We start from the raw sequence: 16,630 nt of genomic DNA on the forward strand, positions 1-16,630 counted from the left end.
GAGGTCAGCACGCCCGCCGGGGTGCTCCCGGATCAGCGCTCGTGGGCCCGCGCCGGTCCCGCGCCGTCGAGCAGCTCGAGGACGGCGAGCGCCCCCGCCTTGGACAGCGGCTCGTTGCCGTTGCCACACTTCGGGGAGACCACGCACGCCGGGCAGCCCGCCTCGCATGCGCATTCGCGCACCATGTCCTCCGTCGCCCGCACCCAGGCGGCCGCGTCCTCGGCGCCGCGCTCGGCGAACCCGGCGCCGCCGGGCGCGCCGTCGTACACGAAGATCGTCGGCTGCCCGGTGTCCTCGTGACGGGCCGTCGAGACCCCGCCGATGTCCCAGCGGTCGCAGGTGGCCAGCAGGGGCAGCATCGAGATCGCGGCGTGCTCGGCGGCGTGCAGGGCTCCGGGGAGCAGCTCGTCGACGATGCCGTCGGCCTCGGTGGTCTCCTGGGGCAGCACGAACCAGACCGCGCGCGTGGTGAGGGTGCGAGGCGGCAGGTCCAGCGGATGCTGGCCGAGGACCGCCTGGGTGTAGACGTCCCGCACCTGGTACCCGGTGACCTGGTCGGTGACGTCGACCGTGCCGAAGCACAGCCGCACGCCCCGCCCCCACTCCTCCTCGCGGTCGGTGGAGCGGATGCGGATCGTGGAGGTCGACTGCGGATGCGTGGAGTGGAGCGGATCCTCGCGGTGCACGAGGGCGACCGCCCGCTCGACGTCCAGGTGGTCGACGACGAAGTTCCTGCCCTGGTGCATGTAGACCGCGCCGTCGTGGACCTGGGTGTGGGCGCTGCCGGCGTCGACGGTGCCCAGCAGGGCGCCGCTGGACGCCTCGACGATCCGCACCGGCTCACCGCCGCTCCCGCGCAGGTCGGTGAGGTCGTGGGCGCTCTCCGTCATCGTCCAGTACCAGCCCGTCGGACGGCGTCGCAGCACTCCGCGGGCGGCGAGGGTGTCCAGCAGCTCCCGCGCCGCGGGCCCGAAGATCTCCTCCTCGCCCTCGCGCAGGGGCAGCTCCGCGGCCGCGGCGCACAGATGGGGCGTCATCACGTACGGGTTCTGGGGGTCGAACACGGCCGCCTCGACCTCCATGCCGAACACGGAGTCCGGATGGTGCACGACATAGGTGTCCAGCGGGTCCTCGCGGGCGACGAACAGGGCGAGCGCATCGCCCTCCTGGCTGCGCCCGGCGCGCCCGGCCTGCTGCCACAGCGAGGCGCGGGTGCCCGGCCACCCGGCGATCAGCACGGCGTCGAGGCCGGAGATGTCGATGCCCAGCTCGAGGGCGTTGGTGGAGGCCAGGGCCCGCAGCTCTCCCGAGCGCAGGGCGTCCTCCAGCGCCCTCCGCTCCTCCGCGAGGTAGCCGCCGCGATAGGCGGCGATCCTCCCCGCCCGGCGCGCGAGCTCGCCGTCCATGGACTGCTCCGCCTCCTGCCCGAGGAGGCGCTGCGCGCCGGTCGAGACGAGCTCCGCGCCGCGCCGGGAGCGGGCAAACACGAGGGTCTGCACGTCGCGGCGCACGAGGTCAGCGAGCAGCGCGCCGGCCTCGCTCGTCGCCGAGCGGCGCAGCGGCTCCTCGCTGCGCTCGGCGGGTTCGGAGGGGTCGGCGGGATGGTCGGCGCGCGCGGCGCGATGCCCGACGGAGGCCGTGCCGACGGCGCCCCCGGGGGCGCCGTTCCCGCTCGGCTCCGCGGGGCGACGGCCGTCGACGACCGACCTGGTGCCGGGCTCCCACAGTCCGAAGGTGACGCCGCCGCGGGGCGAGCCGTCCTCCGTGACGGCCTCGACGTCCTGGCCGATCAGGCGCGAGGCCGAGAGCTCGGGGTTCGCGGTGGTGGCCGAGGCCAGGATGAACGTGGGGTCGCTGCGATAGGCGGCCGCGACGCGGCGCAGGCGCCGCAGGACCATCGCGACGTGGCTGCCGAAGACGCCGCGGTAGCTGTGGCACTCGTCGACGATCACGTACTTCAGGGCCCGCAGGAAGCTCGCCCACTGCTCGTGGCCGGGGAGGATCCCGAAATGCAGCATGTCGGGGTTGGTGAGCACGAAGGTGCCGTGACGACGGATCCAGCGGCGCTGCTCGGTGGGGGTGTCCCCGTCGTAGACGGCCACGCGGGCGTGGCGCAGCTCGGCGCCGTCGGCGAGGGCCGTGATGTTGGTGAGCTGGTCCGCGGCCAGGGCCTTCGTCGGCGCGAGGTACAGGGCTGTCGCGCGCGGCGCGGAGCGGTCGAGCTCGCGGGCACCGATCGCGCTCAGCGAGGGAAGCAGATACGCCAGGGACTTGCCGGAGGCGGTGGCGGTGGACAGGACGACGTGCCGCCCGTCGTGGGCGAGGCGCGCTGCCTGCTCCTGGTGGGTCCAGGGGGCGGTGATGCCGCGGTCGGCGAGGTGCTCGCGCAGGCGAGGATCCGTCCACTCGGGGAACTCGCCGGTGCGCCCGGGGCGCGCGGGCACATGCTCGACATGGGTGAGGCAGGTGCGGCGCTGCAGAGGTGCGCTGAGGTCCCGCAGCAGCTCGTCGGCCCGCCCTCGTCGCACCCGCTCCCCTTCCTGACCGCGGCCCGGTTCGGGGCCGGGAGCGGTTCTGGGACCGCCCGTCCAGCGCATGTCCGGATCACGTCCGGGCACCTGGGGCACAATCGTAGCCATGCCCGCCGACAACGCCCCCGCCACGCGCGCCCCCGCGTCCGCCGAGCGCGCGCCGGCGCCCCCGCGCGTGGAGTCCGCCCTGCTCGATGCGCTGCGCAGCGACCTCGCGGCGGCACCTTTCACGACGCAGGCCTGCCGCGACCTGCTGGGTCCGCTCGCGCACGACGCCCTGGGCCGCGAGAACCCGATCCCCGCGCGCCGGATCCTGGCTCAGGACGAGAGGCCCACGGCGGTGCTGCTGTGGCTGTTCACCCTCGGCGGCGCGCTCCGCCGGGATCTCGTCGAGCGCGCCCTTCCCACCCTGGGCCTTCAGGGCGCGCTCGCGCTGGGCCTCGTCGAGGAGATCGACGCGGAGGCGGTCGCGGAGGGCGACGTCTCCGGCGCCCCCGACGGCGCCCCCGACGGCACCCGCGACGGCGGCTCTCGCGCAGCGCGCGTGCGCGCCGCCGTCGACCTCTCCCCCTACGCCGCGAGCGACGACCTCGGCGAGATCCAGTGGTGGATCGCCTCGGACCTCTCCGAGATTGCGACCGGTGCACCGCTCTCCTCGGACCACGTGCTCGGCGTGGGCGGCGCCTCGCTGACCCTCGCCCGGATCACGCCGCGCGGGCACGTGGGGCGGGTGCTGGACCTGGGCTGCGGCGGCGGCATCCAGGCGCTGCACGCCTCCCGGCACGCCGACCACGTCGTGGCCACCGACCTCTCTCCCCGCGCGCTCGCCTTCGCCGCCTTCAACGCGGCGCTCAACGGCATCGAGCTCGAGCTGCGGGAGGGATCGCTGCTCGAGCCCGTGGCCGGCGAGCAGTTCGACCTGGTGGTGAGCAACCCGCCCTTCGTCATCACGCCCCGCAGCGGCGGGGTCGCGCAGTGGACCTACCGCGACGGCGGCCGCACGGGCGATGTGCTCACCGCCGAGCTCCTCGCCGACCTGCCCCCTCACCTCTCCCCCGGCGGGAGCGCCCTCATGCTCTCGAACTGGGAGATCAGCGCGGACACCGCATGGGACGTGCATCCGCGGGCATGGCTCGAGCCGGTCCTGGCCGACGGGATCGACGCCTGGGTGATCCAGCGCGAGAGCGAGGACGCCGCCCAGTACGCGGAGACCTGGGCGCGCGACGGCGGGATCACCGTGCGGGACGCCGCGTGGCGGAGCATGCAGGAGGCCTGGCTCGAGGACTTCGAGGCCCGCGGCACCACCGGCATCGGCTTCGGCTACCTGTTGCTGCACCGCCCCGGGACGCCGCGCCCCGACGGCGCCCAGGTGCTCCTCGAGGAGGTCACCGGAACCGGGAGCGGCACCCTGTCCGAGCACATCGGGGCGGGCCTGACGGCCCTCGACGCCCTGGCCCGGCTCGACGACGAGGCCCTGCTCGCCTCCCGTCCGGTGCGCGCGGCGGACGTGGTCGAGCGCCGCCACCTCACCCCCGGCGAGTTCGACCCCATGCTCATCGAGCTCGTGCAGGGCGGAGGCTTCGCCCGCACCATCCGGGAGGACCAGGTGCTCGCCGCCGTCGTCGGCGCGCTCGACGGGACGCTGACGCTCGGCCAGGTCCTGGGCGCGGTCTGCGCCCTGACCGACGAGGACGAGGCCGCCGCCCGCGAGCGCGTGCTCCCGCAGCTGCGCGAGATGATCCGCACCTCGATGGTGACGCTGTGAACGCGCGGCGCGAGGACAGGCGGCACGAGGCCATGCGGCCCGGGGACGATCCGCACGGCTCCCGTCGCCCGGGGTCCGGGTACGGGCAGAGCACGCCCGTCGAGCCCGACGAGCCCGATGAGGTCCGTGCGCCCGACGATTTCCCGGGTCCCGACGAGTTCCGTCGGGCCGACGAGTTCCATCGGGCCGACGACCTCCCGGGGCCCGACGGGCCACGTCACCCCGAGGACGTCGACGCACTCGACCCGACCGCCCCGGCCGCGGTCCCCGTCGGCCCCCATCGCCGCAGCGGCCTCGTCCCCCGGCTGCTCGTGGGTCTGCTGGGCGCCGCGGTCTGCACGGCGCTCACGGTCCTGCTCGCGAAGGGCGCCGTCGGCACGGCGCGCGGGCAGCGGCTCGACCAGCTGATCCTCTCGGCGGCGCAGAACGACCACGGCCCGATCACGCAGGTCATCTTCCCCGCACTGAACACGGTGACGGTCCCGGTGGTGCTGATCCTGCTCGCCCTGGCCGCAGTGTTCGCGCTCGTGCGGCGGCGGCCGTCCCTGCTGCTGCAGATCCTCGTGATCGTGGCCGGCGCCAACCTCTCGGTGCAGATCGTGAAGTCCTTCGTCGTGGACCGCACCGCGCTCGCGCAGGACATCGACGTCACCCCGAACTCCTTCCCCTCCGGCCACACGGCGCTCGCGATCTCCGTGGCCCTCTCCCTGATCCTCGTCTGCCCCGCGCGGATCCGCGGCCTGGTCGCGATCCTGGGGACGGCATGGGTCGCCGCCGCCGGGGTGGGCACGATCGCGGGCGGCTGGCACCGGCCCAGCGACGTGCTCGGCGCCCTGCTGGTCACGGGAGCGTGGGCGTTCCTGCTGCTCGCGGTCGACGCGGCGCTCGCCCTCGCCCGCACCCCGCGCGGCCCCGAGGGGCTCGCGCATCCGCGCGACGCCCGTGCCGGGCGCGGGGCGGGACCGCTGCTCGCGGTGCTCGGCGCGATCGCTGTGGCCGCGGGCATGGTGGTGCTCGCCACGGTCCCCACCCCCATCGACCTCGACGACGCCTCCCACCAGGCCCGCGCCTACCTGGCCACGGTGCTCGTGATCCCGGGATGCGTCGCCGTCCTCACCGCCGCCGCGCTGGGACTGCGCGTGCCGGACCTCGCACGTCCCGCGGGACCCCTGTCCCGGTGACCACGTGGCCGGAGCGTGTACGGTGAGCACGCCGGAGCCACCCAGGCACCCGCGCAACGGCTTCCCGGACCCGCTCCGGCGCCGCCAGAACCCCCGGAAGGACGGTACAAGTGACCGGCTCGCGCCATCTCGTGATCGTGGAGTCCCCTGCCAAGGCGAGGACGATCGCCCGGTACCTCGGGGACGACTACGTCGTCGAGGCGTCCGTCGGCCACATCCGTGACATCCCGGTCCCCCGCGATCTGCCGGCGGACATGAAGAAGGGGCCCTACGGCAAGTTCGGCGTCGACGTCGAGAACGGCTTCGACCCCTACTACGTGGTCAGCGCCGACAAGAAGAAGACGGTCGCGGACCTCAAGAAGAAGCTCAAGGACGCCGACACCCTCTACCTCGCCACCGATGAGGACCGCGAGGGGGAGGCGATCGCCTGGCACCTGCTGGAGACCCTCAAGCCCAAGAAGTCCCTGCCGGTGCACCGCATGGTCTTCCACGAGATCACGCGCGACGCGATCCAGGCGGCGCTGACGAACACCCGCGAGATCGACGACCACCTGGTCGATGCGCAGGAGACCCGCCGCATCCTCGACCGGCTCGTGGGCTTCGAGCTCTCCCCGGTGCTGTGGCGCAAGATCCGCCCCTCGCTCTCCGCGGGCCGCGTGCAGTCCGTGGCGACCCGCCTGGTCGTGGAGCGCGAGCGCGAGCGCATGGCCTTCGTGCCCTCCGACTACTGGGACGTGACCGGCACCTTCGCCGGCTCGGACGCGGCCTTCTCGGCCCGCATCGCGAGCGTCGACGGCTCGCGCGTCGCGACCGGCTCCGACTTCGCCGACGACGGCACCCTGAAGCAGAAGGCGTCCGCTGCGACGGTGCTCACCGAGGAGTCGGCGACCGCGCTGGTCTCCGCGCTCGAGGGCGCGCAGGCACGGGTCGCGAGCCTGGAGTCCAAGCCCTACACCCGTCGGCCCGCCGCCCCGTTCACCACCTCCTCCCTCCAGCAGGAGGCCTCGCGCAAGCTGCGCCTGGGCGCCCGTCAGACCATGCGCGTCGCGCAGGGGCTGTACGAGAACGGGTACATCACCTACATGCGTACGGACTCCGTGGCGCTGTCGGGCGAGGCGATCAGCGCCTCGCGCGCCCAGGCCGCCGAGCTCTACGGCTCGCAGTACGTGCCCGAGAAGCCGCGCCACTACCAGAACAAGTCCCAGAACGCGCAGGAGGCGCACGAGGCGATCCGCCCCGCCGGGGACCGCTTCCGCACGCCCGCGCAGGTCGCCGGCCAGCTCTCGGGCGACGACTTCCGTCTCTACGAGCTGATCTGGAAGCGCACGGTCGCCTCCCAGATGGCCGACGCCAAGGGCACCACGAGCTCCGTCGAGCTGGCCGTCGAGAAGGCCGGCCGCGCCGCCACCTTCCGCGCCTCGGGCACTGTCATCACCTTCCGCGGTTTCATGGCCGCCTACGAGGAGGGCCGCGACGCCTCGCGCTACGGCGAGCAGGACGAGAACGACAAGCGCCTGCCGCAGATGGACGAGGGAGACATGCTGGACGTCGAGGCGCTCGTGCCCGACGGCCACACCACCACCCCTCCCCCGCGCTTCACGGAGGCCTCGCTGGTGCGGGCGCTCGAGGAGCGCGGCATCGGCCGCCCCTCGACCTACGCCTCGACCGTGACCACGATCCAGGACCGCGGCTACGTGCTGCGCCGCGGCTCGGCGCTCGTGCCCAGCTGGACGGCGTTCGCCGTGGTCAAGCTGCTCGAGGAGCACTTCGGGCCGTTCATCGACTACGACTTCACCGCCCAGATGGAGGAGCAGCTCGACAAGATGGCCCGCGGCGAGCTGGGCCGCAGCGAGTACCTCGACGACTTCTATCGGGCCGACGGGACCGACGGCCCCATCGGACTGCAGCCCATGGTCGAGCACCAGGGCGACATCGACCCCCGCGAGATCAACTCGATCCCGATCGGCGAGGACATCACGCTGCGCGTGGGCCGCTACGGCGCCTACGTGGAGCGCCCCGCGCCCGTCGACCCGGACGCCGCGCCCGCGGCTCCCGACGCCGAGCCGGCCCCGCCGCAGCGCGCGAGCCTGCCCGACGATCTCGCGCCCGACGAGCTGACCGTCGAGAAGGCCCGCGAGCTGCTCGAGCGCCAGAAGGACGACGGCCGCGTGCTGGGCGAGGACCCGGAGACCGGCCATGACGTGATCGTCAAGGACGGCCGCTACGGCCCCTACGTCACCGAGGTGCTGCCGGAGGACCCGGACGACAAGACCCCCAAGTCCAAGCGCCCCAAGCCCCGCACCGCGTCGCTGCTGAAGTCCATGGACCTGGCCACCGTCGACCTCGACGACGCCCTCAAGCTGCTCTCGCTGCCGCGCGTGGTGGGGGCCGACGAGGACGGCACCGATATCACCGCGCAGAACGGCCGCTACGGCCCGTACCTCAAGAAGGGCACGGACTCGCGCTCGCTGGAGACCGAGGAGCAGATCTTCTCGATCACCCTGGACGAGGCGAAGAAGATCTACTCCCAGCCCAAGCAGCGCGGCCGCGCGGCCGCGAAGCCGCCGCTCAAGGAACTGGGCACGGATCCGACGAGCGAGAAGCCGATCGTGGTGAAGGACGGCCGCTTCGGCGCCTACATCACCGACGGGACGACGAACGTGACCCTGCGCCGCGACGACTCCCTGGACGCCCTCACCCACGAGGTCGCCGTCGAGCGCCTCGCCGAGAAGCGCGCGAAGGGGCCGGCCAAGAAGGGCGGTCGCAGCACCACCCGCAAGACCACGACCAAGAGCGCGTCGAAGAGCACGGCCAAGAGCACGACGAAGAAGGCCGCGCCGAAGTCCGGCAGCTCGAGCACCACGAAGAGCTGACTCCCGCGCCGCCAGGTCACGACCTCGCAACAAAGCGACGAATCACGCGTTCCGGTTGTGTCCCGGATCACCGGAAAGGCCTAGAGTGACGGCGTCATGGTGACGCCGGGCCCGAGCAGCATCCGGCCGCCCGCCCCGTGATCGTCCGCCCCCGTCAACGTCGCCGGGGGCGGACCCGTTCGTCCGCCCCCCGCGCCTCGACGTCGGCGCTATTTCACGGACCCCGCCGCGAGGCCGCCGATGATGCGGCGCTGGAAGACCAGCACCAGGATGATCAGCGGCACCGTGACGATCACGCCGGCGGCCATCTTCGTGCCGTACGGGGTGTCGAACTGCGAGGAGCCGGTGAACTTGGAGATCGCGACGTTCGCGGTCTGCATCGCGGGCTGGTTCACCATCGTCAGCGCGATGAGGAACTCGTTCCATGCCGCGATGAAGGTGATGATCGCGGTGGTGAACACGCCCGGCGCGGCGAGCGGCAGGATGATCCGCCAGAACGCGCCGAAGCGGGTGGTGCCGTCCACCATCGCCGCCTGCTCGAGCTCGACCGGCAGCTGCCGGAAGAACGCGTTGAGGTTCCACACGGCCAGCGGCAGCGCGAACGACATGGTGGGCAGGATCATCGCCTGGTAGCTGTTGATCCAGTTGAACGGCCACCACTCGAATCCGCCGCTGAACAGCTTCAGCAGGGGGACCACGAGGGTGATCACCGGGAACATCGAGGTGGCGACGATCATGAACATGACGAGCACCTTCCCGGCGAAGTCCAGCCGCGCGAGGGCGTAGGCGCCGAAGGTGCCCAGCAGGAGCACCAGCACCGTCGTGCCGCCCGCGACCACGAGGGAGTTGGCCAGCGCCCGGGCGAAGTGGTTGTCCGGGTCGAACACCGCCACGTAGTTCTCGAAGCTGATCGGGTTCGGGATCAGCTCCGTGGAGCGGCCCTCGCTGGGCAGGCGGAGGGAGGAGACGGCCATCCAGTAGAAGGGCAGCAGGCAGTAGACGAGGATGAGCGCCATGCCGATCGCGATGACGATCGACCCGGCGCGCCCGCCCTTGATCTTCTTGGGCGAGAGCACCTCGCCGGTGCGCGAGCGGATCTGCGTGCCGCCGCCGGGTGCGCTGCCGGATGCGCTGGTCATGCCATGCTCCCCTCTGCCGTGGTGCGGAGTCTGCGGGCCGTGCGCCGCGCGGGCTTGTTCTGCTCGCCGATGACGTCGGCCCCGAGCACTCGGATGAACACGAACGCCACCAGGCAGATGTAGGCGAACAGGATCATCGAGTACGCCGAGGCGAGGCCGTAGTTCGTCTTGCCCGCGGCGTCGGAGGCGAGCATCGAGAGGGTCTGCCCGGATTCGAGCCGGCCCAGCAGGACGTAGGGCAGGTCGAACATGCGCATCGCGTCCAGGAGGCGGAAGAGCACCGCGACCACGAGCACGGGGCGCACGAGCGGCAGCGTGATCCGCCAGAAGGTGTCCCAGCGGTTGGCGCCGTCCATCTTCGCGGCCTCGTAGACCTGGTCGTCGATCGTCTGCAGACCCGCGAGGGTCAGCAGCCCGATGTACGGGGCGGTCTTCCAGATGTCCGCGATGAGCACGGCGGCCTTGGCCTGCCAGCCCTCGGTCGTCCACAGCACCTGGTAGTGGATCACCCGGTTGAAGATGCCGTTGGCGTCGAAGATCAGCTGCCACATGAGGGCGGAGACCACGGTGGGGATCGCCCAGGGCACCAGGATCGAGGCGCGCACGATGCCGGTCGAGCGCATCGCGCGCGCCATGATCAGGGCCATGGACACGCCCAGCACGGTTTCGATGCTGACGCCCACCACGGTGAACAGCGTCGTGTTCCAGAAGGCGTTCCAGAATCCGGCGCCGGCGCCCGAGCCGGTGAACGCCTCCGCGTAGTTGTCGAGGCCGACGAACGTGTCGCCCTGCTTGATGATCCCGGTCTCGGGGTCGATGTCACCGCCGGACTGGGTCAGCGACTGCCAGGCCGAGAGCACGAGCGGGAAGCCGACCACGAGGGCCAGCAGCACGAGCGTCGGCAGCAGCAGGAGATAGGCCATGCGGCCCTGCCCGCCGGTGACACGGCGGGAATGCGGGTCTGCCATGGCTCACTTCTCGGTGAGGTCGGTGAGCTGCTTCTGCAGATCGCTCAGCGCGGCGTCGGTCTCGGTGTCACCGGAGAGGCAGCCGTAGGCGGCCTCCTGGATGGCCTGCGTGACGTCGCCGTACTTCACGACCTGGGGACGCACGGCGCCCTTGTCGATCGAGTCCTTGAGGGTGTCGAGGAACGGGTACTTCTCCTTGAGGTCCTCGTCCTCGTAGACGGCGGTCGCGGCGGTCGGATTGCCCGTCTGCAGGAACCAGGCCTTCTGCTGCTCCGCGGCGCCCATGAACGCGATGAAGTCCAAGGCCGTGCCCATGTTCTTCGCGAACGCGCTGATCGCGTAGTTCAGGCCGCCGACGGTCGACGTGCCCTCGCCCTTGACCGCGGGCACCAGGGAGACGGAGACCTTGTCCTTGACCTTCGAGGAGCCGTCGTCGGCCTGGAACTTGTCGTACACGTACGGCCAGTTCTGCAGGAACACGAGCTTGCCGTCCTGGAAGGCCTGGCGGGACTCCTCCTCCTTGTAGGTCAGCGCCTCCTTGGGGATGTACTTGTTGTCGAAGCCGTCGCGGAGGGTCTGCAGGCCGAGCTTCGCGGTGTCGCTGTCGGCCTGAGGCTTGCCGTCCTTGTCGAACAGCTCCCCTCCGGCGGACTTCACGACCCCGGTGAGCTGGCAGGTCAGGCCCTCGTACTTGGCGAACTGGCCGCCGAAGCCGTTGATGCCGCTGTCGTCGGCCGTGACCTTCTCGATGATCTCGTACATCTCGTCGTAGGTGGCCGGCGGCTCGTCGTACCCGGCGTCCTTCAGCAGGTCCTTGCGGGAGAACAGCAGCTGGCCGTTGGTCGCGTAGGGCATCGCGTAGAGCTTGTCGAAGTAGGTCGCGGTCTCGACGGTCGCGGGGATCATGTCGTCGATCGGGAGCTTGTCCTTGGGCAGCTCGACGACCCACTGGTTGGCCGCGAACTCCGCGGTCCACACGACGTCGAGGCCCAGCACGGTGTATGCGTCGGACTTCGCCTGGGCGTTGTTGATGAACTGGCTGCGCTGGTCGTCGGCGCTCTCGGGGAGCTCGACGAGGGTGACCTTCTCGTCGGAGTGGTCCTTGTTCCAGCGGTCCAGGAAGTCCTTGAGGACGCCGGTGGTGTCCTTGCCGGTCGCGAACGTGATCGGCCCGCGCTCGTCGAAGTCCGCGCTCGCGCCGCCGCCGGAGCCGCCCGAGGACGAGTCGTCCGAGCCGCCGCACGCGGCGAGACCGAGCGCGGAGGCGCCGAGTCCGCCGGCCGCGAGGACCGAGCGCCGACCGAGACCGTGATTGCTGCTGCTCATCTGGGGCTCCTTCATGCCGTGTTCCGTGCCGCGTGCATGCGGTGGACGATGCGCTGACGGCGGTCGCCGCCGACGTGTGGTGCGAAGGACCCGCGGAGGCTCCGTCGCCTGGGCCGAGAGTAACCCGGGCTCACCTGTGGCGTAGCTCTCAGTCGACATTTCGGGCACTTTCTTCACCGATCCGTGACCTGCGGGCTCGTGGGTTCGGCCGACGGGACGCGGCCCCGTCCACACGAGCCCCGGGTGTCGGGGCGGACCGATAGATTGAAGGCATGACGTCCCGACCCCCGCTGGAGCTGCCCGCGTCCACGGTCGCGGACCCGCGCGAGGCCCCGCCGCTGCGCTGGGCCGTGGTCTCCCCGGGGCACATCGCGACCCAGTTCACCGAGACCCTGGGCCGGGCCACTGCCTCGCGCGCCGTGGCCGTGGCCTCGCGCTCCGCCGAGCGCGCCGAGGCCTTCGCCCGCACGCACGGTCTGGACGCCGCCTTCGACTCCCTGCCGCGGATGCTCGCCGCCGGCGGCTTCGACGCGGTCTACATCGCCTCCCCGCACTCCGCGCACCACCAGATGGCGCGCACCGTGCTCGAGGCCGGGTACCCGGTGCTGCTCGAGAAGGCCTTCACGATGACGGCCGACGAGGCCGGCGACCTGGTGGGCCTCGCCCGCGAGCGCGGGCTGTTCCTCATGGAGGCGCTGTGGTCGCGCTTCCTGCCGCGCTTCGACGTGGTGCGCAGCGTGCTCGCATCGGGCCTGCTGGGCGAGATCGTCTCGCTGCGCGCGACCCACGGCCAGCACTTCCCCTTCGACCCGGGTCACCGGCTCCACGCCCCGCAGCTGGGCGGCGGCGCCCTGCTGGACCTGGGCGTCTACCCCCTGAGCTTCGCGCAGATGGTGCTCGGGGACCTCACGGAGCTGACCGCCTCCGGCACGCTCACCCCCGCGGGGGTCGACGAGACCGTGCACGTGCTCGCGTCCTCGACCGCGCACCCGCGGGCCCGGGCCTCGCTCGTGACCACCCTCGCGGCGCGCGCGGGGAACGACGCCGAGATCCTCGGCACCGAGGGGCGCCTCGTGCTCGAGGGCATGTTCTTCGCCCCCGGCGAGGTCCGCGTCGAGATGCACGACGGCAGCACCGCATCCGTCCCCGACCCGACCTCGACCCACGACGGCCCCGTCGGCCCCGACGACGGACTCGCCTACGAGGCCGCGGAGGCGGCGCGCCGGATCACCGCCGGAGACCTCGAATCGCCGCTCATGACCTGGCACGACACCATCGCCGTGATGGAGGCGCTCGATGCCGCGCGTGCGCAGGTCGCCGCACCGCGCACCACCCCCGATGCCCGACCAGAGGAGACCGCCCGCTGATGACAGGATCGTCGATCGGCATGCGCACGCTGCGCGTCCCCGCGCCCCATCCCCCGCGCCGGGGGCTGTTCATCTCGTTCGAGGGCGGGGAGGCCGCGGGCAAGACAACCCAGATCGGGATGCTCCTCGATCACCTCGTGCATCGCCGCGAGGTGGCCGAGGACCTCGTGCTCACCACGCGCGAGCCCGGAGGCACCGAGCTCGGGAAGAGCATTCGCGAGCTCGTGCTGCACGGCGGCGACGTGAGCGCCCGTGCCGAGGCCCTGCTGTACGCGGCGGACCGGGCCCACCACATCGAGACGGTGGTGCGCCCGCACCTGGCCCGCGGCGGCCTCGTGCTCGCCGACCGCTACCTGGACTCCTCGATCGCCTACCAGGGTGTGGGCCGCTCGCTCTCCCAGGAGCAGATCGCCGCCCTCAGCCTGTGGGCGACCGACGGCCTGCTCCCCCATCGCACGATCCTGCTGGACCTGCACCCCGACGCCCTCTCGGAGCGCCGCGAGGCCCATTCGCTGGACCGGCTCGAGCGCGAGGGCCGCGCCTTCCACGACGCCGTGCGCGCCGAGTTCCTCGAGCTCGCCGAGGCCGACCCGGACCGCTTCGTGGTCGTGGACGCCTCCCGCAGCCCCCAGGAGGTGCACGAGGAGGTCCTCGCGGCGATCGCCGACGACCTCGCGACGCTCGACCCGACCTTCGAGGTCGACACCTCGCACCCCGGGGCCGACGACCGATGAGCACGCCGACGAGCGCCGGTCCGACCGGAACGGGTCCGACGGGAGCGGGTCCGACGGGTGCCGGGCCGGCAGGCGTGTGGGCAGACGTCGTGGGCCAGGAGGCCGCGGTCGCGCAATTCCGCCGCGCCGCCTCCCCCGAGGGCTCCCTCGCACAGGCCTGGCTGATCACGGGCCCGCCCGGCTCGGGCCGGTCGACGGCGGCCCGAGCCTTCGCCGCGACCCTGCAGTGCGAGACCGGTGAGGGCTGCGGGCACTGCCACGCCTGCCGGACGGTCCTCGCGGGCACCCACCCGGACGTCACCGCGGTGGCGACCGACAAGCTCTCGATCTCCAAGGAGGAGGTCCGCTCCCTGGTGCTCACCGCGCAGCGCTCACCGGCGACCGGCGCGCACCGGGTCATCATCATCGAGGACGCCGACCGCATGAGCGCGGGCACCTTCAACGTGCTGCTGAAGTCGATCGAGGAGCCGCCCCCGCACACGGTGTGGATGCTGTGCGCGCCGTCGGCCGAGGACCTCGCGCCCACGATCCGCTCCCGCTGCCGCGTGGTCACCCTCGCGATCCCGCGAGCGTCCGACGTCGCCGAGCTGCTGGTCCGCCGCGACGGCGCCGACCCGGACCTCGCCGAACGCGCGGCCCTCGCCGCGCAAGGCCACATCGGACTCGCCCTGCGGTACGCGACGCAGCCCGGCGCGCTCGAGGCGCGCGAGGAATCGGCCCGCACCCTCCTGGGTCTGCGCAGCAGCGGCCAGGCAGTGCTCGCGGCCGGCACGCTCATGGAGCGCGCGAACGCCGAGGCCGCCGCGACGGCGGACGACGTCGCCGCGAAGGAGAAGGAGCGCTTCCTGCGCTCGGCGGGCATCGAGGACGGCAAGGTCCCCCCGTCGCTGCGCTCGCAGATGCGCCAGCTCGAGGACGATGCGAAGCGCCGGCGCACGCGCCTGGTGCGGGACGTCCTGGACCGTTACCTGCTGGACGCCCATTCGGTGCTGCGCGATGTGCTCGTGCTGCAGCTGGGCACGGGCGCGGAACTCGTGAACCCGGGCGTGCGCGAGGACATCGTGCACGCCGCCGAGGGCGGGGATCCGCAGGTCACCCTCGCTCTGCTCGACGCCGTGCAGCAGGCGCGCACGAGGATCGCCGGCAACGTCCCGCCGCTGCTCGCGACCGAGGCGCTGCTCGCCCGGATCGCCGTCCGCGCCGGCTGAGCCTCCGCGTCGGCTGAGCCCCCGCTCTGGTCAGAGGCAGAAAGCGCTCAGAGAGCGGCGCTCGGCGAGTCCTCCGTGGTCTCCTCCGAGACGGCGTCAGGTGCGTCGGCTGCGTCTCCTGCGGCCTCGGCCTCGCCGGGCTCCGCGGTCGCAGCAGAGTCCGTGGCCTCGGCAGCGCCCTCAGTCTCGGCAGCGCCTTCGGTCTCCGTCGCTTCCTCGACCACCGCGGCATCCTCGTCGCTGCTCGTGCTTCGGTCGACGTCGACCCGGTACTCGTCGACGACGACACCCTCCTCGGGGTCGGAGTCCTGGTGGGACTCCTCCTTGCCGGTCTCCGAGTGCGAGCCGCAGCCGTAGTCGAGGTGCACCACGTGGCCGTCGGCGACGGACCACTCGTTGGTGCACACGCCGAACTCGGTGCGCAGCGAACCGGCCATGAGCGTGAGGAACCCGCACGAGGAGCAGGTCGCGGTCACGGTGCCCCGACGCTTGCGGGCCGAGACGGGACGCGGGCCGAAGTCGCCGGCGAACCAGCGGTCGGCGGCCTCCTCGCGCCCGACGGGCGAGAGCACGCGCGGGCGTCCGAGCCCGAGCTCCCACTGTGCGACGCGGTCGGCGTCGGCGTCGTCGGTCTGCTCGTAGCCCTGCTCGAGGCGCTCGTCGGCCTCCTGGTAGGGCAGCAGGTCGTCGGCGCCGACGTCGGAGGGCTTCAGGCGCTCCGCCCAGGGCTCCCAGTCGGGGGCGAGCAGCGCGCTGTCGCCGGGAAGCAGCACGGTCTCGCACACGGTGGCCTGCTTCGCGCGGGGAGCGCGGGCGAGGACGACGTTCCACACCCAGCCGCTGTAGCCGGGCATCGCGCACGCGAACACGTGCGTGACCAGTCGTTCCCCGCTCGCCTCGACGCGCAGGTGCTCGCCGACCTGGTCGGGCTCGGTGACCTCGATCAGCGCCTCGCGCGCGAGGTCGACCGCGGCGGCGCTCACGGCGTCGAGCTTCGGGCGCGCGGTGCGCGCGCGGGGCCGACGCTTGGCGGCGGCGGCCGGGGCGGTGGCGGGAGCGGCGCTCTCGCTGGTCTCGGGGGTGTCGGTCTCAGCAGTCATCGGCATGCGGTGGGTGTCCTCAGGCCTCGAAGTTGTCGGCGACGGCTCGCAGCACGGTCGCGATCTTGTGGGAGTGGCCCGCGTCGGGGTAGCGCCCCTTGCGCAGGCCGTTCCCGGCATCGTCCAGCAGACGGATCAGGTCCTCGACCATCCCGGCCATGTCGTCGGGCTTGGGCCGACGGGCACGGGTCACCGAGGGTGCGGCCTCCAGAAGGCGCAGCGACAGCACCTGCGGACCGCGGCGGCCGTCGGCGATGTCGAACTCGACCTTGGTGCCCGGGCGCAGGGTCTCGGCGCCCTCGGGGAGGGTGGAGGCGTGCACGTACACGCTCTCGCCGGACTCGTCGTCCCGCACGAAGCCGAAGCCCTTCTCGGCGTCGTAGAACTTCACCTTGCCACGAGGCACGCGGATCCCTGTCCTTCACGGAGTCGTCTGGG

At 72.4% G+C, this 16,630-nt stretch carries 12 protein-coding genes; 6 read left to right on the forward strand and 6 right to left on the reverse strand.

From position 1 onward, the window contains the following. Nucleotides 1-32 precede the first annotated feature (32 nt). A complete protein-coding gene (locus Bra3105_RS07355) occupies nucleotides 33-2,528 on the reverse strand; it encodes a DEAD/DEAH box helicase (protein ID WP_228359614.1) in 2,496 nt (831 codons plus the stop codon). 109 nt (nucleotides 2,529-2,637) lie between these two features. On the opposite strand from Bra3105_RS07355, the gene Bra3105_RS07360 reads away from it, so the two are divergent. From Bra3105_RS07360 to topA, 3 genes are all read left to right on the forward strand, one after another. Continuing rightward, nucleotides 2,638-4,296 carry a DUF7059 domain-containing protein gene (locus Bra3105_RS07360; RefSeq protein ID WP_228359240.1) on the forward strand — a complete coding sequence of 553 codons (1,659 nt, stop codon included), beginning with the start codon at nucleotides 2,638-2,640 and terminating at the stop codon, nucleotides 4,294-4,296. After that, nucleotides 4,293-5,477, forward strand: a complete 1,185-nt coding sequence (locus tag Bra3105_RS07365; RefSeq protein ID WP_228359241.1) for a phosphatase PAP2 family protein — start codon at nucleotides 4,293-4,295, stop codon at nucleotides 5,475-5,477. Before Bra3105_RS07360 ends, Bra3105_RS07365 begins: the two co-directional genes overlap by 4 nt. A 110-nt stretch (nucleotides 5,478-5,587) precedes the next feature. Then, entirely contained in the window at nucleotides 5,588-8,350 is a 2,763-nt protein-coding gene (topA, locus tag Bra3105_RS07370) for a type I DNA topoisomerase (protein WP_228359242.1), read from the forward strand. A gap of 209 nt (nucleotides 8,351-8,559) precedes the next feature. Here topA and Bra3105_RS07375 read toward each other — a convergent pair whose 3' ends face one another. The 3 genes from Bra3105_RS07375 to Bra3105_RS07385 are packed head-to-tail and all read right to left on the reverse strand — an operon-like array spanning nucleotide 8,560 to nucleotide 11,783. Beyond that, nucleotides 8,560-9,489 carry a carbohydrate ABC transporter permease gene (locus Bra3105_RS07375; RefSeq protein ID WP_228359243.1) on the reverse strand — a complete coding sequence of 310 codons (930 nt, stop codon included), beginning with the start codon at nucleotides 9,487-9,489 and terminating at the stop codon, nucleotides 8,560-8,562. Beyond that, nucleotides 9,486-10,457: a carbohydrate ABC transporter permease gene (locus Bra3105_RS07380; protein ID WP_228359244.1), complete on the reverse strand. Its 972-nt coding sequence runs from the start codon at nucleotides 10,455-10,457 to the stop codon at nucleotides 9,486-9,488. The genes Bra3105_RS07375 and Bra3105_RS07380 overlap by 4 nt, the downstream gene beginning before the upstream one ends. A 3-nt stretch (nucleotides 10,458-10,460) precedes the next feature. Then, entirely contained in the window at nucleotides 10,461-11,783 is a 1,323-nt protein-coding gene (locus Bra3105_RS07385) for an ABC transporter substrate-binding protein (protein WP_228359245.1), read from the reverse strand. Between the two features lie 272 nt (nucleotides 11,784-12,055). Here Bra3105_RS07385 and Bra3105_RS07390 point away from each other — a divergent pair, with 272 nt between their 5' ends. The 3 genes from Bra3105_RS07390 to Bra3105_RS07400 are packed head-to-tail and all read left to right on the forward strand — an operon-like array spanning nucleotide 12,056 to nucleotide 15,092. Further along, nucleotides 12,056-13,150: a Gfo/Idh/MocA family protein gene (locus Bra3105_RS07390; protein WP_228359246.1), complete on the forward strand. Its 1,095-nt coding sequence runs from the start codon at nucleotides 12,056-12,058 to the stop codon at nucleotides 13,148-13,150. Next, nucleotides 13,150-13,884 (forward strand): dTMP kinase, encoded by a 735-nt coding sequence (gene tmk, locus Bra3105_RS07395; protein WP_228359247.1) that lies wholly within the window; start codon nucleotides 13,150-13,152, stop codon nucleotides 13,882-13,884. The genes Bra3105_RS07390 and tmk overlap by 1 nt, the downstream gene beginning before the upstream one ends. Beyond that, nucleotides 13,881-15,092 (forward strand): DNA polymerase III subunit delta', encoded by a 1,212-nt coding sequence (locus tag Bra3105_RS07400; RefSeq protein ID WP_228359248.1) that lies wholly within the window; start codon nucleotides 13,881-13,883, stop codon nucleotides 15,090-15,092. The genes tmk and Bra3105_RS07400 overlap by 4 nt, the downstream gene beginning before the upstream one ends. A 47-nt stretch (nucleotides 15,093-15,139) precedes the next feature. Here Bra3105_RS07400 and Bra3105_RS07405 read toward each other — a convergent pair whose 3' ends face one another. Further along, nucleotides 15,140-16,192: a DUF3027 domain-containing protein gene (locus tag Bra3105_RS07405; RefSeq protein WP_228359249.1), complete on the reverse strand. Its 1,053-nt coding sequence runs from the start codon at nucleotides 16,190-16,192 to the stop codon at nucleotides 15,140-15,142. Nucleotides 16,193-16,211: 19 nt separating this feature from the next. Next, complete coding sequence (locus Bra3105_RS07410; RefSeq protein ID WP_152352267.1) at nucleotides 16,212-16,598, reverse strand: cold-shock protein; 387 nt, start codon at nucleotides 16,596-16,598, stop codon at nucleotides 16,212-16,214. Nucleotides 16,599-16,630: the final 32 nt, after the last annotated feature.

The sequence above is a fragment of the Brachybacterium halotolerans subsp. kimchii genome, from assembly GCF_020792675.1.
GTDB lineage: Bacteria > Actinomycetota > Actinomycetes > Actinomycetales > Dermabacteraceae > Brachybacterium > Brachybacterium halotolerans.

Bases quoted from the DNA above. Each gene is read 5' to 3' on its own strand.
- Bra3105_RS07375 (WP_228359243.1), bottom strand. From the start codon at position 9,489: ATGACCAGCGCATCCGGCAGCGCACCCGGCGGCGGCACGCAGATCCGC.
- tmk (WP_228359247.1), top strand. From the start codon at position 13,150: ATGACAGGATCGTCGATCGGCATGCGCACGCTGCGCGTCCCCGCGCCC.
- Bra3105_RS07380 (WP_228359244.1), bottom strand. From the start codon at position 10,457: ATGGCAGACCCGCATTCCCGCCGTGTCACCGGCGGGCAGGGCCGCATG.
- Bra3105_RS07360 (WP_228359240.1), top strand. From the start codon at position 2,638: ATGCCCGCCGACAACGCCCCCGCCACGCGCGCCCCCGCGTCCGCCGAG.
- Bra3105_RS07390 (WP_228359246.1), top strand. From the start codon at position 12,056: ATGACGTCCCGACCCCCGCTGGAGCTGCCCGCGTCCACGGTCGCGGAC.
- Bra3105_RS07385 (WP_228359245.1), bottom strand. From the start codon at position 11,783: ATGAGCAGCAGCAATCACGGTCTCGGTCGGCGCTCGGTCCTCGCGGCC.
- Bra3105_RS07405 (WP_228359249.1), bottom strand. From the start codon at position 16,192: ATGACTGCTGAGACCGACACCCCCGAGACCAGCGAGAGCGCCGCTCCC.
- Bra3105_RS07400 (WP_228359248.1), top strand. From the start codon at position 13,881: ATGAGCACGCCGACGAGCGCCGGTCCGACCGGAACGGGTCCGACGGGA.